Here is a 22292-nt window from a genome sequence, read left to right as displayed (position 1 = left end):
GCCACGTCATCCGGGCCACGTCCGCCTCAGCAGGAGACCGTGCCCCTGCGCAGGTGAACGCTGAACGAACCGGTCCGACGACCGCCGTCGGACCGGTTCGATGACCGCGGTCAGAAGAACAGCAGGCTGATCGGCTGCAGCAGGATGATGGCCACGACCGAGGCCAGGGACACGCCCATCGTGCAGGTCTTGAGGGTGCCGCGGGTGGTCTGCCCCATCAGTGACTGCAGCAGCCAGAACGTGTTGCTGGTGACGTGCACGGCGAACAGCGAGCCGGTGCCGGCCGCGAGAGCGATGAGCACGGGGTCGATGCCCAGGCTCGGGGCGAGCGGCGCGAGGATTCCGGCGGCGGTGATGGCGGAGATGGTGACCGAGCCGACCGCGATGTGCAGGACCGCGGCGATCGCCCAGACCAGCAGCAGGGGAGCGAAGGACTCGGCGCCGAAGTAGCCGCGCAGGATGTCGCCGAGGCCCCCGGCCGCGACCACGGCGGCCAGCGATCCGCCGACGGCGGTGAGGATGAGGATCTGGCCGCTGTCCTTGAACCCGCGGGCGATCGCGTCCTCGACGCGCTTGCGTCCCATGCGGATCCGGCCGACGACCACGGTGCCGACCAGGCCGACGAGGAGAGCGACCACCGGGTCCGCGAGGAAGGCGAGCACACGGTTGTGGAGGTCCGCGGCATCCGCGATGGCGCCGGTCGCGATCATCAGCAGGGCGAGCAGGAGCGGGGCGAAGCTCAGCAGCAGATGCGGGGCCTCGGAGGCGGACTGCGACGGGTCCGTGTTCTGCCGATCGCCGTCGGCGGGGGTGTCGAGCGTCGCGGTGGCGGTCGCGCCGGGCGTGTCCGCTCCGTTGGCGTCCGGCCCGTTCGTGGTGCTGGTCGTGGCCGCGGCGTGCTCGGAGGTGTGCGGCACCGACGAGTGCCGCTGCTCGGACGAGGCGGCCTCAACGCTCGTTCCGGCATCACCGGCCTCGATGTGTGCGGTGTGCGTCTGAGCGGCCTCGTCGGTGGCCACGTTCCAGAGGCCCTTGCGGAACAGGAAGGTCATCAGGGCCACGGAGATCAGGATGGTGGGGATGATCAGTACGAGGCCCCACAGCAGCATCGTGCCCAGCGGCACGTGCAGCAGGGCCGCCAGGGCCAGCGCTCCGACGCCGGGGACGACCAGGACGATGCCGCACTCCAGGCCGATGGCCATGGCGACGGCCATGCGGGGAGTGCCGAGCGGACCGATGCGGCGGGAGGCGGAGCGGGCGAGCGGTGCGGAGATCACCAGCAGGACGTCCAGGTAGATGGACTGCAGCAGAGTGCCGATGGTCAGGGACAACGAGTACGGCAGGCGCTTGGGTCCGAACAGCCCGATCAGCCGGTGGACCAACTGCTCGATCGTGCCCATTTCCTGGAGTATCGCGCCCATCAGGACGCCGAAGGCGATCAGCAGACCCACCTCGGCCATGATGTCGCCGAAACCCTTGGTGATGGTCTGGACGGTCTTGTCGAGGCCGAGTTTGGTCGTGAGCCCCAGGTAGAGGGAGCCCAACACGAGGGAGATCACCGGGTTCACGCGGAATCTGACGATCAGTACGACCGTGGCGACGATCGCCACGGCGGTATTGACCAGGACCGGAACGTCTGACATACCGCTCGCTCCTTGCGGGGACGGGGGCGCGGTGGCAGACGGTCGCTCGGGGATGTGACGCCGGTGTCACTGCGGGGGACGGGGCACTGCATCAGACCTTGTGGGTTGAGGACTCATCATGAGGGTGGATTTCGGCCAGGTCAATGGTTGTTCTCGAATCCAAATTGACCAAAGGTTCGATCCTGTTACTCGCATGATGGATCTCGAACCCACATTCTGGGTCACACCCCGCGTTCGTCCTTGACCCTGCGGAGCTTGCCGAGCGAGCGCTCCAAGGTCTCGGGATCCACGATCTCGACGTCCACGCTCACGCCGACACCGTCCTTGACCCCCTGGGCGATCGCCCTGGCGGCCGACTCCCGCTGCCCGGCCCCCGCGTCGGGCTGCGCCTCGACGCGGACGGTCATGTGGTCCATCCTGCCGCGCGTGCCGAGCCGGATCTGGAAGTGCGGCGCCACACCGGGCGTGCGCAGCACGACCTCCTCGATCTGGGTCGGGAAGACATTGACCCCCCGCAGGATGATCATGTCGTCGCAGCGACCGGTGACCTTCTCGATACGACGGAAGCCGGTACGGGCCGTGCCGGGCAGCAGACGGGTCAGGTCCCGGGTGCGGTAGCGGATGACGGGCAGCGCCTCCTTGGTGAGCGAGGTGAGGACCAGCTCACCGCTCGCGCCGTCGGCGAGCACGTCGTCCGTGACGGGGTCGACGATCTCCGGGAGGAAATGGTCCTCCCACACGTGCAGGCCGTCCTTGGTCTCCACGCACTCCTGCGCGACGCCGGGGCCCATCACCTCGGACAGGCCGTAGATGTCGACCGCGTGGATGTCCATGCGCTCCTCGATCTCCCGGCGCATCTCCTCCGACCACGGTTCGGCGCCGAAGATGCCCACCTTCAGGCTCGTGGAGCGCGGGTCGACGCCCTGACGCTCGAACTCGTCGAGCAGGGTGAGCATGTAGGACGGCGTCACCATGATGATGTCGGGCTCGAAGTCCCGGATGATCTGCACCTGGCGTGCGGTCATGCCGCCCGAGGCGGGGATCACGGTGCAGCCGGCCCGCTCGGCGCCGTAGTGGGCGCCCAGGCCGCCGGTGAACAGGCCGTAGCCGTAGCTGATGTGGACCTTGTGCCCCGGACGTCCGCCGGCCGCGCGGATGGAGCGGGCGATCAGGTCCGCCCAGGTCGACAGGTCGTTCTCGGTGTAGCCGACGACGGTGGGACGGCCGGTCGTACCGCTGGAGGCATGGATGCGCCGCACCTCGGACATGGGGACGGCGAACATCCCGAAGGGGTAGGTCTCGCGCAGGTCCGCCTTGGTGGTGAACGGGAAGCGCGCCAGGTCCTCCAGAGTCCGGCAGTCCTCGGGCCGCACATCGGCCTGGTCGAACTTCTTGCGGTACAACTCGACGTTGTCGTAGGCGTGTTGAAGGGTCTGGCGCAGCCGCTTCAGCTGGAGGTCCCGCACCTCCTGGCGTGTCATCCGCTCGGCGTCGTCCAGCAGGTGTGCCGGAAGCGGCTCACCGCGGCGGGCCGGGCCCGCCGCCGACGTCTCGATGTCGCTGATCACTGCGGCTCCTCGGGTTGCGCGTCGCGGAAGGTGCGGCTGCGGCCGCGGAAGACCGCGACCACGGCGTCACCGCGCCGCACGCTCACGTCGTAGACGCCGCTGCGGCCGAAGCGGGTGACCTCCTCGGCGGTGGCCGTCAGGACGTCGCCCTCGTACGCGGGCGCGACGAACGTGACGTCGGCCCCGGACGCGACGGTGACCGGGCCATGGCTGTTGCAGGCACAGGCGAAGGCGGAGTCGGCCAGCAGGAACACATAGCCGCCGTGGGCGATCCCGTGGCCGTTGACCATCGCCTTCGTCACCGTCATACGGAGTACGGCGGTCCCCTCGCCCACGTCGACGAGTTCGATGCCGAGGCGTTGCGAGGCCTCGTCCGCGGCGAACATGCGCTCCGCGGGTGCCGGAGACGCCTGCGCGGCTTCCGTCATGTTCACACCACCTTGTCTACCGACCGACCATTCGGTTAGCGTGCGGCACGGCCAAGAAATCAAGCCGCCCCATGGGCTGTCAAGGGGCGGGCCACAGGGCGGACGGTGTCCCGGGATGCCCGACTCCCACGCCCGGCCCGTCGCCGCCACGACCGAGGAGTCCGCCTGATGCCCGAAGACGTCTATCTGATCGACGGAGCCCGCACCCCGCAGGGCCGCTACGGTGGTGCCCTCGCCTCCGTACGCCCCGACGACCTGGCGGCGCTCGTCGTCGGCGAGGCCGTGCGCCGCTCCGGCATCCCGGCCGAGGCCGTGGACGAGGTGATCCTGGGCGCCGCCAACCAGGCCGGTGAGGACAACCGGGACGTCGCGCGGATGGCCGTCCTGCTCGCCGGGCTGCCGCACACCGTGCCCGGCTACACGGTCAACCGGCTCTGCGCCTCCGGGCTGACCGCCGTGGCCTCGGCCGCCCAGGCGATCCGCTCCGGCGAGGCCGACCTGGTCGTGGCGGGCGGCGTGGAGTCGATGACCCGGGCCCCTTGGGTCATGGAGAAGCCGGGAACCCCCTGGGCCAAGCCCGGAGAGGCGTACGACACCTCGCTCGGCTGGCGCTTCACCAACCCCCGCTTCGCGGCCGCGGACCGTGCCGTCCCCGCCGAGGCCGGGCCCAAGGCGCCGAAGGTCACGCTGTCGATGGGGGAGACGGCCGAGGAGGTCGCCGCCCTGGACGGCATCACCCGCGCGGACTCCGACGCGTTCGCGCTCCGCAGCCACACGCGGGCCGTCGCCGCACGGGAGGCGGGCCACTTCGACCGAGAGATCGTGTCCGTGCCGGTACGCGACGGTGAGGTCGGCCGCGACGAGGGGCCGCGCCCTTCGACCTCGCTGGAGAAGCTGGGCACCCTGCGGACCATCTTCCGCAAGGACGGCATCGTCACCGCCGGCTCCTCCTCGCCCCTCTCCGACGGCGCCGCGGCCCTGATCGTGGCGAGCGCCTCGGCGGTTCAGCGCCACGGACTCACCCCGCGCGCCCGGATCGTCACCTCCGCCTCGGCCGGAGTCCAGCCCAACCTGATGGGGCTCGGACCGGTGCCCGCCACCGAGAAGGCCCTCGCCCGCGCCGGGTGGCAGACCGGCGACCTGGACGCCATCGAGCTCAACGAGGCCTTCGCCGCCCAGGCCCTGGCCGTCATACGCCGCCTGAAGCTGGACGAGGACAGGGTCAATGCCGACGGCGGCGCCATCGCGCTCGGCCACCCGCTCGGCTGCTCCGGAGCCCGCATCCTCCTCACCCTCCTCGGCCGCCTGGAACGCGAGCACACCACCCGGGGCCTCGCCACCCTGTGCGTCGGAGTGGGCCAGGGGGTGGCGATGCTGGTGGAACGGGTCTGAGGGCGGTGCCCGCCCCGGGGCGGGCACCGCAGACGGCAAGGTGGGGGCCGTCGAACCGCACGGCCAATTGATCGGCCCCCGGCACTTGCCGAAACCCGGGATGCTCGGCATATCATGGACCGAACGAACGGTCGGTTGGGATTGGTGGTAGGGATGACGGCACAGCAGGCCGACTCGTCGGCCGCGCACGATGCACCTCCGGCGCTGCAGGAGCACTTCGAGGCGACGATCGCGCGGGACCAGCGGATCGAGCCGCGTGACTGGATGCCTGAGGGCTACCGCAAGACCCTGATCCGTCAGGTGGCCCAGCATGCGCACTCGGAGATCATCGGCATGCAGCCGGAGGGCGAGTGGATCACGCGTGCCCCGTCGCTGCGCCGCAAGGCGATCCTGTTCGCCAAGGTGCAGGACGAGGCGGGACACGGCCTGTATCTGTACTCGGCGGCCGAGACCCTCGGCGCCGACCGCGCCGACCTCACCGAGCGGCTCATCGAGGGCCGCCAGAAGTACTCCTCGATCTTCAACTACCCGACACTGAGCTTCGCCGACGTGGGCGTCATCGGCTGGTTCGTGGACGGCGCCGCCATCTGCAACCAGGTGCCCCTGTGCCGCTCCTCCTACGGGCCGTACGCGCGCGCGATGGTCCGGATCTGCAAGGAGGAGTCCTTCCACCAGCGGCAGGGCTACGAACTGCTGATGACGATGATGCGCGGCACCGACGCCCAGCGCGAGATGGTGCAGGACGCGGTGAACCGCTGGTGGTGGCCGTCCCTGATGATGTTCGGCCCGCCCGACGACGCCTCGCCCAACTCCCGCCAGTCCATGGCCTGGAAGATCAAGCGGCACAGCAACGACGAACTGCGCCAGCGCTTCGTCGACATGACCGTCCCGCAGGCCGAGAAGCTCGGCGTCACCCTGCCCGACCCGGACCTGACCTGGAACGAGGAGCGCGGCCATCACGACTTCGGCACCCCGGACTGGGACGAGCTGATGCGCGTCATCAAGGGCGACGGCCCCTGCAACAGCCAACGGATCCAGCGGCGACGGACCGCTCACGAAGAAGGCGCCTGGGTGCGCGAGGCAGCCGTCGCACACGCTGCCAAGCAGGCCGCCCGCGCCGAGAAGGGAACGGCGGCATGACCCCCGACACACACGGCTGGCCGCTGTACGAGGTGTTCGTACGGGGCAAGCGCGGCCTGAACCACGTCCATGTCGGCTCCCTGCACGCGGCGGACGACACGATGGCGCTCACGCACGCACGCGACCTGTACACCCGCCGCAACGAGGGCGTGAGCATCTGGGTGGTGCGCTCCGAGCACATCGCGGCCTCCACCCGCGACGAGAAGGACCCCTTCTTCGCCCCCAGCGCCGACAAGGTGTACCGCCATCCCACCTTCTACGACATCCCCGACGACGTCCCCCACATCTAGGAGCTGGGCATGAGCGACGACCACGTCTACATGTCCCTCGCCGAGGGACACGACGACGGCGACGCCCGCTGGGCCTTCGGAACCGGCTTCGAGGACCCGCTGCACGGCATCAGCACGGCCGTCCCCGACGCCGTCGACCGGGGCGAACTGGCCGCGACCTGCCTGGAGTTGGCCGACGACGCCCTGGTCACCGCCCAGCGACTGGCCGAATGGACCACCCGCGCACCGGAGTTGGAGGAGGAGGTCGCCCTCGCCAACATCGGGCTCGACTTCCTCGGCCAGGCCCGTCTCCTGTACGCCCGCTGCGGCCAGGTCGACGGCAGCCAGCGCGGCGAGGACGCCTACGCGTACTTCCGCGACGCGGACGACTTCCGCAGCGTACGCCTGGCCGAACTGCCCAACGGCGACTTCGCGTTCTCCATGGCCCGGCTGCTGGTGTTCGCCGCCTGGCGTCTGGCCCACTTCGAGCAGCTCGCCACGCACGCCGACCCGGTGCTGGCCGCCATCGCCGCCAAGGGCGTGAAGGAGATGACGTACCACCGGCAGTACGCGGCCGAGTGGGTCGTCCGGCTCGGCGACGGAACGGACAAGTCCCACCGACGGATGCAGGCAGGCCTCGACCAAGTGACCGCCCACCTCGGCGAGTTGTTCGCGGCCCACGACGCCCGTACGGCCGTGCTCGCCGTGCTGCGGCAGGTCACCGAGGCCGCCGGCCTGACCCTGCCGGACGTCCCGCCGACACCGGTCGGCCACGGACGCGAAGGCGACCACACCGCACACCTCGCCCCGCTCCTCGCGGAACTGCAGAGCGTGGCCCGCGCCCATCCGGAGGCGACATGGTGACCACGCTCACCGACGCCCGGCGCGCCCGCCGCATCGCCGAGCAGGTGCCCGACCCCGAGCTGCCCATGCTGACCCTCGCCGACCTGGGCGTGCTGCGGGACGTCACGCTGGCCGCCGACGGCACGGTCGTCGCCGAACTCACCCCGACCTACTCCGGCTGCCCCGCCATGGCCGAGATGCGCGCCGGTGTCGCGGCCAGGCTGGCCCAGGCGGGCTACGAGCACGTGGAGGTCCGTACGGTCCTGGATCCTCCGTGGTCCACCGACTGGATCACCGCCGAGGGCCGCCGCAAGCTCGCCGAACACGGCATCGCACCGCCCGGACCGGCACCGCGCCCCTCGGCCGGACCGGTACCGCTGGTCCTGTCCACCACCCGGCGCGCGGTCCCCTGCCCCCGCTGCGGTGCGACGGACACGGAGGAGACCTCCCGCTTCGGCGCCACCTCCTGCAAGGCACTGTGGCGCTGCCGCGCCTGCCGGGAACCGTTCGAGTACGTCAAGGAGATCTGATGGAAGCCCTGCCGGCATCCGGCACCGCCGCTCCCTCACCGGTGCGGCGAGTTCGTCGCCGACCGGCCTTCCACGCCCTGCGGGTCGCGGACGTGCAGCGGCTGTGCGAGGACGCGGTCGCCGTGAGCTTCGACGTCCCCGGAGAACTGGCGGAGGAGTTCGCCTTCGAGGCCGGACAGTCGCTCACCCTGCGCCGAGAGATCGAGGGCCGGGACGAGCGGCGCTCGTACTCGATCTGCTCCCCGGCGGGTGCCCGGCCGCGGATCGGGGTCCGGGTGGTGCCCGGCGGACTGTTCTCCTCATGGCTGGTCAACGAGGTCAGGCCCGGCGACACCGTCGAGGTCATGGGCCCGGTCGGCGGCTTCACTCCCGACCTGAGCACGCCCGGACACCATGTGCTCATCGCGGCCGGCTCGGGCATCACACCCATGGTCTCCATCGCCGAGTCCGTCCTCGCCGCCGACGAGAACTCGCGCGTCACGCTCTTCTACGGCAACCGCCGCACCGACTCGGTGATGTTCGCCGACGAACTCGCGGACCTGAAGGACCTCCACCCCGCCCGGTTCCAGCTCGCGCACGTGCTGTCCCGGGAACCGCGCGAGGCCGAGCTGCTCAGCGGCCGCCTCGACGCCGACCGTCTGAGCGCGCTCATCGACGGCCTGGTCGACGTCTCCGCGGCCGACCACTGGTGGCTGTGCGGACCCCACGGCATGGTCCTGGACGCCCAGAAGGTCCTGGCGGAGCTGGGGGTGCCCGAGGACCGGGTGCACCAGGAGCTGTTCTTCGCGGGCGAGGAGCCGTTCGCGCCGGTGCTGCACGAGGAGGGCAGGGCCGACGGTCCCGTCAGCCAGGTCACCGTCGTCCTGGACGGCCGCTCCACCACCTCCGCGCTCTCCCGGGAGTCCACCATCCTGGACGCTGCCTCCCGCGTACGCCCCGACCTCCCGTTCGCCTGCAAGGGCGGCGTCTGCGGCACCTGCCGGGCCCGGATCACCGACGGCGAGGCGGACATGCGGCGCAACTACGCGCTGGAGACCGCCGAGGTCGACGCCGGCTATGTGCTGACCTGCCAGTCGTTCCCGGTCTCCGAGACGCTGACGGTCGACTACGACACCTGACGCCGCGAAAGGCCTGTCGCCGAGCCCGGAACGAGCACCGCGCGGCAAGCCGGACCCCGTCACGGACGTGCGGCGGATTGCACCCTAGGTGGCGGAAGCGCGCCGTCCGCCACCTCGGCCCCCGGTCGTGCCGGTGCCGCCCTTGCCTCCTGCGGACGTGGCGCGTCGGCCCGAGCCGCGCGCGGGTTTGCCGGACGTACCGCTGGTTGCTTTGCCGGGCGTGGACTGGCGCTCCGGGCCACGGCCGCCCGCGCCGACGGCACCGCTCTTGGTGCCGCCGGACCTGGCTCGGCGGGCGGGGGCACCGGAGGTTCCGCCCTGGGCTGCCGCACCCTCTGTGGTCCGACGGCCCGAGCCGCGGCTTCCTGTCGCGGGGGCTGCGGAGGTTCCGCTGCCGTTGCGGCGGCGCCCGGATCGTCTGCTCGGGGCGGTACCCGGCTTGCGGGCCGGGCGGGAGGCCTTCGGGGTCTCCTGCTGGGGGACCTCGATGGTGACGGCGACGCCGGACGGCTCGCGGGCGCCGGTGATGGTGGACAGTTCCGCGTCGCTCGACGTGACCCGGGACGTCCTGGGGCGGATGCCCGCGTCCGACATGAGCCGGGTCATCTCCCGCTTCTGCTCGGGCAGGACGAGCGTGACCACGCTGCCGGAGCCCCCGGCGCGGGCCGTGCGGCCGCCCCGGTGGAGGTAGTCCTTGTGGTCGGCGGGGGGATCGACGTTCACGACGAGGTCGAGGTCGTCGATGTGTATGCCCCGGGCCGCCACGTTCGTCGCCACCAGCGCGGTGACCTGGCCGTTCTTGAACTGTTCCAGGGTGCGGTTGCGCTGCGGCTGGGAGCGGCCGCCGTGCAGGGCCGCCGCGCGCACGCCGACGGCCAGGAGCCGCTTGGCGAGCCGGTCGGCGGATCTCTTGGTGTCGAGGAAGAGGATCACCCGGCCGTCACGGGCCGCGATGCGCGTGGTGACGGCCTTCTTGTCGGTCTCGTCCTGCACATGGAGCACATGGTGCTCCATGGTGGTCACCGCGCCCGCGGACGGATCCACGGAATGCGCCACCGGATCGGTCAGGAACCGCTGCACCAGACGGTCGATGTTGCGGTCCAGGGTGGCCGAGAACAGCATCCGCTGCCCGTCGGGCCGCACCTGCTGGATCAGCTTGGTGATCTGCGGCAGGAAGCCCATGTCGGTCATCTGGTCGGCTTCGTCCAGCACCGTGATGCGTACGTCGCCGAGGACGCAGTCCCCGCGTTCCACGAGGTCGTTGAGCCGGCCGGGGGTCGCCACGAGCACCTCGGCGCCGCGCCGCAGCGCACCGGCCTGCTTGGTGATCGACAGCCCGCCGACCACGGTGGCCAGCCGCAGGTTCACCGCCGTCGCGTACGGAGTCAGCGCGTCCGTCACCTGCTGGGCCAGTTCCCGGGTGGGCACCAGCACCAGCGCGAGGGGCGCCCTGGGCTCCGCACGCAGCCCCGCAGTGCGGGCCAGCAGCGCCAGCCCGAACGCGAGGGTCTTGCCGGAGCCGGTGCGTCCCCGCCCGAGCAGATCACGGCCGGCGAGCGAGTTGGGCAGGGTGGCCGCCTGGATCGGGAAGGGCGTGGTCACGCCCTGCGCGACCAGGGTCTTCAGCAGCCCCGCGGGCAGGTCCATACCGGCGAAGTCCTCGACGGCGGGAAGTGCGGGCGTCGTGCTCTCCGGCAGCCGGAATTCCCGACGCGACGACGCGGACGGCTGGGGCGACGAGACGCGTCGGTTCGGCTTCTGGGACCTGCGGGACATGCGGTTGTCTGCCTTCCTGGAAACAGCGCAAACCTGGGAACAGCACAAACCGGGGTCCGCACCGCGACGGTGCGGACCCCGGTGAGCGGATACGCGTCCGCGATCAGGCGGGAACGATGTTCTCGGCCTGCGGGCCCTTCTGGCCCTGCGTGACGTCGAAGGACACCCGCTGGCCGTCCTGAAGCTCACGGAAGCCCTGGGCGGCGATGTTCGAGTAGTGGGCGAAGACGTCCGGGCCGCCGCCGTCCTGCTCGATGAATCCGAAACCCTTTTCGGAGTTGAACCACTTCACGGTTCCCTGTGCCATGACATTTCTCCTTCTGTAGGCAGAGGCCCCATCCGGAGATGCCGGAAACAAATAATGCGCCTGAAGGAGAAACATTCCCGTCAGGCGCACATAGGTTCATGGGTACCACAACTGCAACGCGTGAAACTCTACCACAATCCGGCGGTCGGCGCGTGATCAGCGCTGTTCGGTCCGGAAGAGCGTGATGTTGAACATCCCGCGCAGCAGCCGGTCGGCGAGGGGCAGCAACAGCCGGAACCGCAGCGGGAGTCGGGCACGGAACGCGCGAGGCGGCCGGGTGACGGAGGCCGCCTCCACCACCCGCATCCCGAGCCTCTCCAGCGACCGCGGATCGTCGCAGGACCAGGCCCAGCGGGCCTCCATCTGCTTGTGGACCGCCTGCTCGTGCTGCTTCTCCAGCAGCCGCTGAGGATAGGTGTCGAGGGCCACCAGCGCGCCGGGAAACCGATGCGCGATGCGCGTGAGCGCCTGGGCCGCCTCGTTCTGAGGGAGATAGACGAGTACGCCCTCGGCGACGAAGAAATAGGGGCCGGGGCATTCCTCCACCGTGCGCAGCCATTCCTCGTCCAGCACGGACGCGGCGACCGTACGGCGGCGCTCGCTGTCCGCGAAGAACCTCCGGCGCAGCGCGATCGTGTCCGGGAGATCGAGGTCGACCCAGTGCACCGTGCCGTTGTCCACCCGCTCGAACCGGGTGTTGAGCCCCGTGCCGATCTCCACGACCGTCCCCGCCGGATGCTCGGCGAGGAACGCCCGCACCCAGCTGTCGACGATTGCCGTACGCAGGACCGTGATCGACGAACCGGGGCCCGGCCCGTACTTCTCCACGGGGTAGTCGATCTCGCCGATCATCTCCACGGCCTTCGGATCCCGCAGCAGCGGTCGTCTCTTGGCCGTCTCCCGGGCCCGCGCGGCCAGGGGGATGAACAGCGTCTCCTGTACGGCGCCTAGTTCCACCGGACGCTTCCCGCCGCTCGCGTTGCTGGTACCAGGCATGGTGACCATTACCTCACAGTTGTGCCGCCGGCAGGGCCGCTTCGGCGAGCGCCGTGAGTACGGCGGCCACGGCGGGCGGATCGGGCGGGTCGCCGTACGTGGCGGCGTAGATCCGGCGGTGGAAGCCGGTGAGTTCGGTGGCGTGGACGTCGGGCCGGCGATGGGCCCGGAGCGCGAGGCCGGGCAGGATGGCGACACCGATGCCGGCGGCGACCAGGGACTGCACCACGACCATGTCGTCGCTGAGCGAGGCGATCCGAGGGGTGAAGCCTTCGCGCCGGCAGACGGACGACAACTCCGCCTGGCATCCGGCGCACCCGCCGATCCAGGCGGAGTCGCGATGGTTCGCGAGGCTGTCGTCGGGCTGCCGGCTGATGAGGTGGATCGCGTCGTCGCCGATGTGGAGGAGGCGGAATCCCTCGTCCTCGGCGGGCGCGTCGGCGTACCGGAAGACGAGCGCGATGTCGATCTCGCCGTGCCGTAGGGTCTGCAACGCCTCGACCGGGTGACGGTCGATCAGGCTCAACTCGATGCCCGGATACGTCTGCCCGAGTGCGGTGGCCGCCCTGGGCACGATGGTGCTCAGCGTCGAGGCGTTGGCGGCCAGCCGGACCCGCCCGGCCTGCAGGCCGACCTGTGCCGCGAGTTCGTTGGTCGCCGCGTCGACCCGTCCCACGATCTCGGCGGCGCGGTTGGCCAGCAGCCGCCCCTCCGGTGTCAGCCGGATCCCGCGTCCGGCCCGCTGGACGAGCTTGACTCCGGTGGCCGCCTCCAGACGGGACAGATGGTGGCTCACCGACGGCTGCGAGTAGTGCAGCTCTCTGGCCGCCTCGGTCACCGACTCGTGTCGGGCCACCGCGGCCAGGACCTTGAGATGAACAAGGTTGAGCATAGACAGAAGATTTTAATGTGGGGCGCGGTCGCGGGCATCGTACGAGGCGCGGGCCGCGTCGATGTGGGCCAGGTGCTCGATGCTCCACTCCAGCAGGGGCGCGGTGGCCTCGCGGAGCGTCCTGCCCATCGGGGTGAGCTCGTAACTGACGTGCGGCGGCATGACGTTGCGGACGGTCCGGGTGAGGATCCCGTCGCGTTCCAGGCCGCGCAGGGTGACCGTGAGCATGCGCTGGCTGATGCCGTCGATGGCCCGCTTGAGTTCGGTGAAGCGGCGCGGCCCCTGGCTGAGATGGCGCACGACGAGCAGTGACCACTTGTCCCCGACGATGTCGAGCACCTCACGGGTCCGGCACCCGTCCTGCTGCTCGCCGGATCCCGGCGTGCTGTCCGCTGCGCTCATGGTTACCTCCTGGGAACCGGGGCACCGAAAAGTGCCTTATTGATCTCCACGCGGTCGGCGCACCACGATGAGGACGGTTCACGGTTCTCAAAGAGTACCGAGGAAGGAAAGGTAACCGTCCATGTCGACATTTCTGCTGGTGCACGGAGCCTGGCACAGCGGTCGCTGCTGGGAACGGGTGGTCCTGCTGCTGGAGTCGGCCGGGCACCGGGTGTGCGCGCCGTCGCTGACCGGCTACGGCGACCGGGCACATCTGCTCGGCCCCGAGGTCGGGCTGGACACACACGTCGCGGACGTCGTCACACTGATCCGCGAGCAGGACCTGACCGATGTGGTCCTCGTCGGACACAGCTACGCGGGGCTGGTCGTCTCGTCCGTGGCCAACCAGGTCCCCGACCGGATCGCGGAACTGGTGTACCTCGACGCCATGGTCCCCCGGGACGGCGAGACGGCGGTCGACGTCCAGCCCGTCACGCAGCAGCTGATCGACCTCGCGGCGCGGTCCGGGAGCGGATCGCGCATACCGCCGCTGCCCGAACAGCCCGCGCCCCTCGGCCTGTTCGGGGTCACCGACCCGGCGGACGTCGCATGGCTGCGCTCCATGCTCTCGGACCAGCCGGTGCGCTGCCTGCAGCAGCCGGTGCGGCTGGACAACCCGGCCGCGGATGCGATCCCGCGCACCCACATCCACTGCGTCGGCGGTCAGCCGGAGGGCATCACCCGGCGGCCCGTACCGCCGATGCAGCCCAATGGCACACCGGCCCAGGTGTGGGAGCTGCCGACCGGGCACGACTGCATGATCACGATGCCGGTGGAGCTGACCGACCTGCTGCTCAAGCTCGCCCCCGAGCCGGCTACTCCTTGACCGCCCCGGCATTGGCGCCCTGGACGAAGTAGCGCTGGAAGCAGAAGAACAGCGCGGCGACGGGGAGTGTGGCCAGGAGGGCCGCGGCCAGTTTCAGCGGGTACTGCGTGCCCCCGCCGAGGCCACCGGAGACAAGGCGGGCGAGACCGGTCGTGAGGGTCTCGTACCGGCTGGACTGGGTGGCCACGAGGAAGTGCGTGAACTCGTTCCAGGAGCCCTGGAAGGAGAGCACGGTGAGGGTGAGCAGCGCGGGCCGGGCCATGGGCAGGACCACCGACCAGAAGATGCGGAACACTCCGGCGCCGTCGACCCGGGCGGCCTCCTCCACCTCACGCGGGATCGACTCGAAGAACTGCTTCATGATGAAGATGCCCGCCGCGTCGACCAGCAGCGGCAGGATCATGCCGGTGTAGGTGTCGAAGAGGCCGAAGGTGTTGAGGACCAGGAACTTGGGGATCAGCAGCGCCACACCGGGCACCGCCATCACCGAGAGCACGAAGGCGAAGAGCACGCCGCGGCCGGGGAAGCGGAGCCGGGCCAGGGCGTAGCCGGCCATTGAGTCGAACAGCACGCGCCCGGCGGTGACGACGACGGCGACGAAGGCGGAGTTGCCCAGCCAGCGAAGGAAGGGCACCCCTTCACCGGCCTGGCTGAGCCCGAACAGGCGCTGGTACGCGGCGGTCGTGGGCGTCGTCGGGATCAGGCCCAGCGGATGGGCGGCCGCGTCCGGGTCGGTCTTGAAGCCGGTGACCAGCTGGAGCACGAACGGCACGACGTAGAGCAGCCCGAGGGCGATCACGGCCGTGTAGCCGAGAATGCGCAACGGCGGGGAGAAGCGGCCGAGTACGGGACGTCCCTGGCTGCGGACGGCCGGGGTCTGCGTGCTCATCGGCTCCTCCGGAAGCGGGGCGCGCGCTCGCGCAGCGCCAGGCGCTGCAGGGCGGTCATGACGAGGATCAGGGCGAGCAGGATGAAGGCGATGGCCGCGCCCTGGCCGTAGTCGGCGTCGCCGAAGGCGCTGCTGTAGGAGAGGAAGGCCGGGGTGAGGGTCGTGTTGCCCGGGGCGCCCTGGCTCATGACGTACACCTGGTCGAAGACCTGCCAGGTGGCGATCAGGCCGAGGGTGAGGACCAGGAAGAGGACGGGCCGCAGGGCGGGCAGGGTGACGTGGCGCAGCAGTTGACGCCGGTTGACGCCCTCGATGGCCGCCGCCTCCTCCAGCTCGCGGGGGATGTCCTGCAGCGCGGCGAGGAAGATCAGCATGAAGGTGCCGGAGGTCGTCCAGACGGCGAGCAGGATGATGGTGCACATCGCGACCGACGGTCCGGACAGCCACTCGAACCAGGACAGACCCATGAAGGAGTGGTCGGCGAGCACACCCGAGGGGTGGCCGGTGTCGACCAGGCCCACGCCGCCGAGGAGCAACGACAGTACGCCGCGCGGGTCGTTGAACCAGTTCGGGCCCTTCACCCCGACCCAGGACAGCACGGTGTTGACGGCGCCGCTGCCCTGGAACAGGAACAGGAAGATCGTGGACACGGCGATGGAGCTGGTGACCGAGGGGAAGAAGAACGCGGTGCGCAGGACGCCGCGGCCGCGCAGCATCCGCTGGTTGACGACCAGGGCCAGGGCCAGCGCGAGGATCGTCTGCAGCGGCACGGTCAGCAGCACGTAGTACAGGTTGTTGCGCAGGGCGGTCGCGAACAGGGTGCGGTCCAGGCCGTCCCGGGTCAGCAGGGCCCGGTAGTTGTCGAGCCCGACGAACTCGGTCTGCCCGTTGAACGGGTTGGACTGTCCGTCCCAGTGCAGCAGGCTCACCCACAGCGCCATCAGAATCGGCAGGACCAGGAACAGGCCGAGCACGATCACCATGGGGCTGACGAACAGCCAGCCCCAGCGGCCTTCGGCGCGACGCCCCACGCGCGGGGCTGACGTGGTGCGGGGCGTCGCGCCCGGGCCGGCGGCACCGGGCGTGTCAGGTGGGCCCGGCCGGGCGGCCGCCGGAGCGGCGCCTGCTGCCGTCGTGGGGGTGGTGTCTTGGCGTGGCATCGGTGGTTCAGTCGCCCTTCGTGAGGGCCTGTTCGCCGTTGCGCTGGAGGTCGGCGAGGATCTTCGCGGGGTCGGTGCTGCCCAGTGCCGCGAGGTCGGTGTTGAACTGGGCGAGGACCTTGTCGAACCCGGCCACGGTCACCGGGCCCTGCGCATACGCGCCGGCGTCGACCCAGGCCTTGGCGGCGGGGTTCTTCGCCGCGTACTCCGCGAGGGCGCTGGTGCGGGAGGGCATCACCCCGAACGCGGCGGCGTTCTTGACCTGTTGGGCACGGGTGGTGAGGTGTTCGATCAGGTCCACGGCGGCCTTGTGGTGGGCGCTGTCCTTGGCCACGCCCCAGCACTGGCTGAAGGCGAGCGTGCCCTTGCCCGCGGGGCCCGCCGGCAGCGGAACCACCGTGTATTTCACCTTGGGGTAGTCGGCCTGCATGCCCCCGGCCAGCCAGTTGCCCTCGATGGTCATGGCGGCCTTGCCCTTGCCGAGGGCCTCACCGCCCCAGTTGGTGTCGACTTGGGTGGCGTACTTCATGGAGCCGGACTTCAGCAGCGAGCGCACATAGGTGAGGGCCTCGATGTTCTGCTTGCTGTCGGCGGTCATCTTCGTCTGGTCCTTGTCGGTGATCCAGCCGCCGGCCTCCTTCATGAAGACACCGAGGCGCGCGTACTCACCGTTGACGACCAGCCCGGTGACGCCGCCCTTCGTCAACTTCGCTGCCACGGACTTCAGTTGGGCCCAGGTGGTCGGGTAGTCCGCGGCGGTCAGCCCGGCCTTCTTCCACAGCTCCGTGTTGATGGCGAGGGCGAGGGTGGAGGTGTCCTTGGGCAGACACATCAACTTGCCGTCGTAGGTGAAGGAGTTGCGCAGCTGGGCGGCGAAGTCGTCCGTGTCCTTGATTTGGTCGCCGTAGGGGTAGAGGGAGCCGGCCTTGGCGTAGTTGGCGAACTGGTCCGAGTTGACGTAGAACGCGTCCGGCGGCTTGTGCCCGGCGAACGACTGGGCGAGCTGCTGGTTGATGTCCTTGGCGACGTCCACGGTCACGGTGTTGCCGGACTGCTTGGCCCAGGCGGTCGCCGCCTCCCTGACGGCCTTCGTCTCCGCGTCTCCCGAAGAGGCGATCAGTACGTTGAGGTGCTGTTTGCCGGCGGAGTCCTGGGCCGTCTTCTGATCACTGCCGAAACTCGACGAGCAGCCGGTGGCGGTCAGGAGTGCCGCGGTGGTGACGAGGGCGGCGGCAGCCGTGCGGTGGGGCATGGAATCCTCCGAGGATTCGGGGAGTGCGGGACGGGAGGCCGGTTCAGGGGTGCGGCGGGCGGGGGACCGCCGCTCGGGGTCGCTCAGCGTGCTGCGCCGTGCGGTGCGGCCGCGGTGCTGTCGCGTACGACCAGGGACGGTTCGAGCAGGAGCCGCTCGGGCGGCGCGTCGGGGGAGGCGATACGGGCCAGCAGCAGCCGTACGCACTCCCGGCCGACCTCCTCCAGCGGCTGGGCGAGGGAGGTCAGCGTCGGGGAGAGGAGTTCGGCGGCGGGCGAGTCGTCGAAGCCGACGACACTGACGTCGCGGCCCGGCAGGGCGCCTCGCTCGCGCAGCATCTGATAGCAGCCGAGGGCCAGCATGTCGCTCGCGGCGATGACGGCGGTCGCACCGCCGTCCAGCAGGGGTTTGACGGCCATCCGGGCCGCGTCGGTGTCGTTGACGCTCTGTCCGCGCCGTCCACGGGTGGACAGGCCGTGCCGGCGCATCGCGCGCTGCCAGCCCTCGGCGCGGTCGTCACCGGCGCCGGAGACGCCGCGCTCCCAGCCGAGGAAGGCGATCTTGCGGTGGCCCTGGGCGACCAGGTGCTCCACGGCGGCGTCCGTGCCCGAGGCGCCGTCGACGTCGACCCAGTCGCCGATCTGCCGTCCCGACCACATCCGGCCGAAGCCGACGAAGGGCACACCGCGCCTGGTCAGCCAGGCCTGGCGCGGATCGCCCCGCTCGGTGCCGCTGAGCACGAACCCGTCGACCTCGTGCTGACCCAGCAGTTCCTCGTAGCCGTCCAGGGCGGGGCCGCCGGACGGGGAGGCGAACAGCAGGATCCGGTAGCCGGCCTCGTCCGCCGCCTGGGAGAGCGCGTGCAGAAAGCGGTCGAGCACCGGGCTGCTCGACAGCGCGGGCTGGATGCCGTAGCCGATCAGTCTGCTGGAGCGGGTGCGCAGGGTCTGGGCGGCGCGGCTGGGGCGGTAGCCCATCTCGTCGATCGCCCTGCGCACCCGCTCCAGGGTCTCGGGCCGCAGCATGTCAGGGGAGTTGATCGCGTTGGAGACGGTCTGCGCGGAGACCCCGGCCCGGCGGGCGACCTGGGTGAGCGTCACCGGGCCGCCCTTGGCGGCGGACGGGTTGCTGGAGCGGGGCATACGGTCTCCGGCGTTCACTTGCATCGGCGGTTTTAGCGTTCCAAAAGCATTGCAAGCGCTCTGACGAGTCACTTAATGTCTTTGGAACGTTCGAATGCTGAGAGGTTCTACTCCTTTGGACTCCACTGTCAAGCCCCAGGACACCGACGCCTCGACGGCCGAGGCGCCCTCCGCGGCCGGAGGTCTGCAGCCGTTCCTGCACGACGCGGTCGTCACGCTGCATGCGCCGAGCCTTGCGATCTCGTCTGCGGACGGGCAGTTCAGAGGAGGCGTGGACGGCTTCTACCACGCAGACCGCAGAGCGCTGTCCGAACTCACCGTCGCCGCCGAGGACATCCCTCTCGCACCCGTGCAGGGCGCGTTGAGCGGTGCGGACCGGGCGGACTTCAGAGCGGTCCTGCGCGGTCTCGGCGAGACGAGCCCGGACCCGGCCGTCGCCCTGCACCGGCGCCGGGTGACGGGGGCCGGACACATGGAGGAGGTCCTCGAGGTCACCAACTCCGGTGTCCGGCACGTCGGTCTGCGGCTGACGGTGACCGCGGGAACGGACCTCGCCACCATGGAGCAGGTGAAGTCCGGGCGGCCCCCGCAGACGCTGACGCCGCAGGCCGCCGACGCCGACCGGGTCGGACTCTCCTGGGCGGCCGACGACTTCACCGTCCAGCTGACCAGCGAACCCGCACCTCACGCGGTTCATCTGCCGGCGGGACGGCTGTCGTACGACATCGAACTGCCGCCAGGCAGTTCGTGGAGCGTGGCGCTTCACTGCAGCGCCGACTATGCGGACGGCGATCAGTTCCCCGCCCCGCCGGAGGGCCAACTCCCTTGGCGCACACCCGCCTTGCGCAGTGCGGACCGGGGCCTCGACCGATGGGTCACCCAGTCGCTGGCCGACCTGGACCGGTTGCGTCTGACCGATCCCCGCTCGCCCGACGCGGACCGACCGGACACCTTCCTGGCCGCCGGAGCGCCCTGGTTCCTGACGCTCTTCGGCCGCGACTCGCTCTGGGCCGCTCGCATGCTGCTGCCGCTCGGCACGGATCTCGCCGCGGGGACCCTGCGCACGCTCGCCCGCCGCCAGGGCGCCGTGACCGACCCGGCCACGGAGGAACAGCCGGGCAAGATCCTGCACGAAGTACGCCGGGAAACACTGAAGGTGGGCGACCAGCTCGCCCTGCCGCCCGTGTACTACGGCAGCGTCGACGCGACCCCTCTGTGGATCACCCTCCTGCACGACGCCTGGCGCTGGGGCCTCGATTCCGGGGAGGTCGAAGCGCTGCTGCCGCACGCCCAGGCGGCGCTCGACTGGATGCGCAGCCAGGCCGACGCGAGCGGCGACGGCTTCCTCAAGTACGTCGACCACAGTGGCCACGGCCTGTCCAACCAGGGCTGGAAGGACTCACACGACTCCATCCGCTACCGCGACGGCCGCCTCGCCGCCGCCCCGATCGCCCTGTGCGAGGTGCAGGCGTACGCCTACGAAGCGGCCCGCGGCGGGGCCGCGTTGCTGCGCGCCTTCGGCCGCCCTGGAGCCGATGCGTGGGAGGAGTGGGCCGAGCGGCTGGCCGACCGGTTCCGCAAGCACTTCTGGGTGGAGGACGAGCACGGCCCCTACCCCGCCGTCGCCCTGGACGGGGACGGCCGCCCGGCGGACGCGGTGACCTCGGGGTTCGGTCATCTCCTCGGCACCGGACTGCTCGACGCGGACGAGAGTGCCCTGCTGGCCGCCCGGCTGACCCGCCCCGACCTCGACGCGGGCCACGGCCTGCGCACGCTGAGCGGCGACGCGGTCGGCTTCAACCCCTTCGGCTACCACACGGGTTCCATCTGGCCGCACGACACCGCGATCGCCGTGCACGGCCTGGTCAGGTCCGGATTCCCGGACGCCGCCGCCTCCCTGGCGCAGGGACTGCTGACCGCGTCGGCCGCGTTCGACTCCCGTCTTCCCGAACTGTTCGCCGGGCACGGCGGCGAGACCGGCTCCCGGCCCGCCCCCTACCCGGCGTCCTGCCGCCCGCAGGCCTGGGCGGCCGCCTCCTCCGTCCTCGTGCTCCGGTCCGCCCTCGGTCTCGACGCGGACGTCCCCGCCGGGACGGTCACGGTGGCGCCCGCCTTCGCCTCGGCCTACGCGCCCCTGACGGCCACTCAACTCCAGGTCGGACAGGACCGGTTGGACGTCACGGTCGCCGCCGACGGGAGGGTGGACGTGAGCGCGCCCGAAGGGCTGGACGTGGTCACGCGATAAGAGGGACGGGCCGTCCCGAGGTGCTCGCATCGCGCCTCGGGACGGCCCACAAAAGCTTCAACACACTACGCCGCTACGGCACTTGCACGACCTCCTGGCGCGGCTTCTGCGTCGCCCCGCGGGCCTGGCGGGTCAAGGGGCCGAAGACGGCAAGGGCCACGGCGCCGAAGAGCCAGGTCGCGGCGATGAAGTAGAAGACGCTGCGATAGCCGTGCCCCTGGTAGAGGGACGCGACGATCAGGGGACCGGCGGCGTTCGACAGCCGGCCGAGGCCGTAGGACACACCGGTGCCGAGCGATCGGCCGCGGGTGTCGAAGAGTTCGGGGGAGTAGGCGTAGGCGAGGGCCGTGTAGCCGCGCTCGAACATGTTGACCAGGAAGCCGAAGACGACGATCAGGACCGGGTTGAAGGTCAGCCCGTACAGCAGGCCGCACAGGGCGATGACCGTGCCGAAGGCGGCCAGGCACCACTTGCGTTCGAAGCGGTCGGTGACCAGCGCCGCCAGATACGAGCCCAGCGGTGCGCCGACCGTGGTGAGCGCCACGTAGAACACGGACTTCTGGACGCTGAAGCCCTCCTTGGCCAGCAGGGTGGGCGCCCAGCTGGAGTAGCCGAAGAAGCCGATGGTCTGGGTGACCCACAGCACGGTGAGCAGCAGCGTCGGGATGAGGTACTTCTTCTGCAGCAGCAGCTTCAACGGCGCCCGGGTCTGCGGCGCTTCGTCCACCGGAGGCGCCGGCTCGGGCAGCGGGCCCTTCTCCGCGGCCACGCTCGCCTCGATCTCCCGCAGCACCTCGTCCGCCTTGGCGTGGTCGCCGCGGCTCTCGTACCAGCGCGGGGACTCCTTCAGCCGCCGGGTGAACAGCACGAGCAGGATGCCCAGGGCGCCCCACAGGTAGATCAGCCGCCACGACCAGTCGTTGAGCGGCACGATCGCGCTGGCGACGAGATTGGTGGCCGGGGTGCCGCAGATGCCGATGACGATGGCGTACGCCTGGAACTTGCCGCGTACGGCGGCGGGGTAGAGCTCGTTGACGTAGATGACCGCGACGACGGTCATCGCGGCCAGGCCCGCCGAGGTCAGCACGCGGAACACACCGAGCGAGACGATGTCCCAGGAGAACACCGACGCGAAGGAGAAGACGCCGAACCACAACGTGGTCACCAGCAGGGCGCGTTTGCGGCCCCACCGGTCGGCCATGGTGCTCGCGACGATCGACCCGAGGAACATGCCGACGAAGGACATCGAGGTGACGTAGGCGACCTGGTCGATCGTCACGCCCCACAGCTTGATCAGCTTGGGCGCGGTGGTGGCGAAGGTGTTGATGTCGGCGAACTCGAAGAAGTACGCGAAGGACACGGCGAGCAGCGTGACCTTGTGGAAGCGGCCGATCGGCAGCCGGTTCAGTCTGTTGAGGGCGTTGGAGTGCTGCAT

General features: G+C 70.5%; 21 protein-coding genes. 8 read left to right on the top strand and 13 right to left on the bottom strand.

The window, feature by feature from the left end:
- Positions 1-110: 110 nt before the first annotated feature.
- The 3 genes from MQN93_RS18730 to paaI all read right to left on the bottom strand — a co-directional run bounded on the left by MQN93_RS18730 (position 111) and on the right by paaI (position 3639).
- Positions 111-1643, bottom strand: a complete 1533-nt coding sequence (locus MQN93_RS18730) for a GntP family permease (RefSeq protein ID WP_242710386.1) — start codon at positions 1641-1643, stop codon at positions 111-113.
- Between the two features lie 221 nt (positions 1644-1864).
- A complete protein-coding gene (paaK, locus tag MQN93_RS18725) occupies positions 1865-3124 on the bottom strand; it encodes a phenylacetate--CoA ligase PaaK (protein WP_278190947.1) in 1260 nt (419 codons plus the stop codon).
- An 83-nt stretch (positions 3125-3207) separates the two neighbouring features.
- Entirely contained in the window at positions 3208-3639 is a 432-nt protein-coding gene (gene paaI, locus MQN93_RS18720) for a hydroxyphenylacetyl-CoA thioesterase PaaI (protein WP_016430494.1), read from the bottom strand.
- Between the two features lie 168 nt (positions 3640-3807).
- On the opposite strand from paaI, the gene MQN93_RS18715 reads away from it, so the two are divergent.
- From MQN93_RS18715 to paaE, 6 genes are all read left to right on the top strand, one after another.
- Positions 3808-5031, top strand: a complete 1224-nt coding sequence (locus MQN93_RS18715) for a thiolase family protein (RefSeq protein ID WP_242710385.1) — start codon at positions 3808-3810, stop codon at positions 5029-5031.
- 153 nt (positions 5032-5184) lie between these two features.
- Complete coding sequence (paaA, locus tag MQN93_RS18710; protein WP_242710384.1) at positions 5185-6171, top strand: 1,2-phenylacetyl-CoA epoxidase subunit PaaA; 987 nt, start codon at positions 5185-5187, stop codon at positions 6169-6171.
- Positions 6168-6461 carry a 1,2-phenylacetyl-CoA epoxidase subunit PaaB gene (paaB, locus tag MQN93_RS18705; RefSeq protein ID WP_242710383.1) on the top strand — a complete coding sequence of 98 codons (294 nt, stop codon included), beginning with the start codon at positions 6168-6170 and terminating at the stop codon, positions 6459-6461. Before paaA ends, paaB begins: the two co-directional genes overlap by 4 nt.
- Before the next feature lie 9 nt (positions 6462-6470).
- Entirely contained in the window at positions 6471-7304 is an 834-nt protein-coding gene (gene paaC, locus MQN93_RS18700; RefSeq protein WP_242710382.1) for a 1,2-phenylacetyl-CoA epoxidase subunit PaaC, read from the top strand.
- Complete coding sequence (gene paaD / locus MQN93_RS18695) at positions 7298-7813, top strand: 1,2-phenylacetyl-CoA epoxidase subunit PaaD (protein ID WP_242710381.1); 516 nt, start codon at positions 7298-7300, stop codon at positions 7811-7813. Before paaC ends, paaD begins: the two co-directional genes overlap by 7 nt.
- Complete coding sequence (gene paaE / locus MQN93_RS18690) at positions 7813-8931, top strand: 1,2-phenylacetyl-CoA epoxidase subunit PaaE (RefSeq protein ID WP_242710380.1); 1119 nt, start codon at positions 7813-7815, stop codon at positions 8929-8931. The genes paaD and paaE overlap by 1 nt, the downstream gene beginning before the upstream one ends.
- Before the next feature lie 84 nt (positions 8932-9015).
- On the opposite strand, the gene MQN93_RS18685 is transcribed toward paaE, so the two are convergent.
- The 5 genes from MQN93_RS18685 to MQN93_RS18665 form a co-directional block, all read right to left on the bottom strand.
- Positions 9016-10707 carry a DEAD/DEAH box helicase gene (locus tag MQN93_RS18685; RefSeq protein ID WP_242710379.1) on the bottom strand — a complete coding sequence of 564 codons (1692 nt, stop codon included), beginning with the start codon at positions 10705-10707 and terminating at the stop codon, positions 9016-9018.
- A 103-nt stretch (positions 10708-10810) separates the two neighbouring features.
- Entirely contained in the window at positions 10811-11014 is a 204-nt protein-coding gene (locus tag MQN93_RS18680; protein ID WP_016430486.1) for a cold-shock protein, read from the bottom strand.
- A gap of 156 nt (positions 11015-11170) precedes the next feature.
- Positions 11171-12010: a class I SAM-dependent methyltransferase gene (locus MQN93_RS18675; RefSeq protein WP_242710378.1), complete on the bottom strand. Its 840-nt coding sequence runs from the start codon at positions 12008-12010 to the stop codon at positions 11171-11173.
- A 13-nt stretch (positions 12011-12023) separates the two neighbouring features.
- On the bottom strand, positions 12024-12902 hold the full coding sequence (locus tag MQN93_RS18670) for a LysR family transcriptional regulator (protein WP_242710377.1): 879 nt from the start codon (positions 12900-12902) through the stop codon (positions 12024-12026).
- Positions 12903-12914: 12 nt separating this feature from the next.
- Positions 12915-13304 carry a winged helix-turn-helix transcriptional regulator gene (locus tag MQN93_RS18665; protein ID WP_242710376.1) on the bottom strand — a complete coding sequence of 130 codons (390 nt, stop codon included), beginning with the start codon at positions 13302-13304 and terminating at the stop codon, positions 12915-12917.
- A gap of 121 nt (positions 13305-13425) precedes the next feature.
- Between MQN93_RS18665 and MQN93_RS18660 the strand changes: the two genes are divergently transcribed.
- On the top strand, positions 13426-14169 hold the full coding sequence (locus MQN93_RS18660; RefSeq protein WP_242710375.1) for an alpha/beta fold hydrolase: 744 nt from the start codon (positions 13426-13428) through the stop codon (positions 14167-14169).
- Here the strand turns inward: MQN93_RS18660 and MQN93_RS18655 are convergent.
- From MQN93_RS18655 to MQN93_RS18640, 4 genes are all read right to left on the bottom strand, one after another.
- Complete coding sequence (locus tag MQN93_RS18655; RefSeq protein WP_242710374.1) at positions 14159-15058, bottom strand: carbohydrate ABC transporter permease; 900 nt, start codon at positions 15056-15058, stop codon at positions 14159-14161. The two genes, MQN93_RS18660 and MQN93_RS18655, sit on opposite strands and share 11 nt — an antisense overlap.
- Positions 15055-16218 carry a carbohydrate ABC transporter permease gene (locus tag MQN93_RS18650; protein ID WP_242710373.1) on the bottom strand — a complete coding sequence of 388 codons (1164 nt, stop codon included), beginning with the start codon at positions 16216-16218 and terminating at the stop codon, positions 15055-15057. The genes MQN93_RS18655 and MQN93_RS18650 overlap by 4 nt, the downstream gene beginning before the upstream one ends.
- Positions 16219-16225: 7 nt before the next feature.
- Positions 16226-17470, bottom strand: a complete 1245-nt coding sequence (locus MQN93_RS18645; RefSeq protein WP_016430479.1) for a sugar ABC transporter substrate-binding protein — start codon at positions 17468-17470, stop codon at positions 16226-16228.
- 83 nt (positions 17471-17553) lie between these two features.
- A complete protein-coding gene (locus tag MQN93_RS18640; RefSeq protein WP_242710372.1) occupies positions 17554-18612 on the bottom strand; it encodes a LacI family DNA-binding transcriptional regulator in 1059 nt (352 codons plus the stop codon).
- A 115-nt stretch (positions 18613-18727) separates the two neighbouring features.
- Here MQN93_RS18640 and MQN93_RS18635 point away from each other — a divergent pair, with 115 nt between their 5' ends.
- On the top strand, positions 18728-20857 hold the full coding sequence (locus tag MQN93_RS18635) for an amylo-alpha-1,6-glucosidase (RefSeq protein WP_242710371.1): 2130 nt from the start codon (positions 18728-18730) through the stop codon (positions 20855-20857).
- 73 nt (positions 20858-20930) lie between these two features.
- Here MQN93_RS18635 and MQN93_RS18630 read toward each other — a convergent pair whose 3' ends face one another.
- The gene (locus MQN93_RS18630; protein WP_242710370.1) at positions 20931-22292 is read right to left on the bottom strand and encodes an MFS transporter; all 1362 of its coding nucleotides are present in this window, start codon (positions 22290-22292) and stop codon (positions 20931-20933) included.

The sequence above is a fragment of the Streptomyces spinosisporus genome (assembly GCF_022698145.1).
GTDB lineage: Bacteria > Actinomycetota > Actinomycetes > Streptomycetales > Streptomycetaceae > Streptomyces > Streptomyces spinosisporus.
This window is presented reverse-complemented; position numbering and strand designations above follow the sequence as displayed.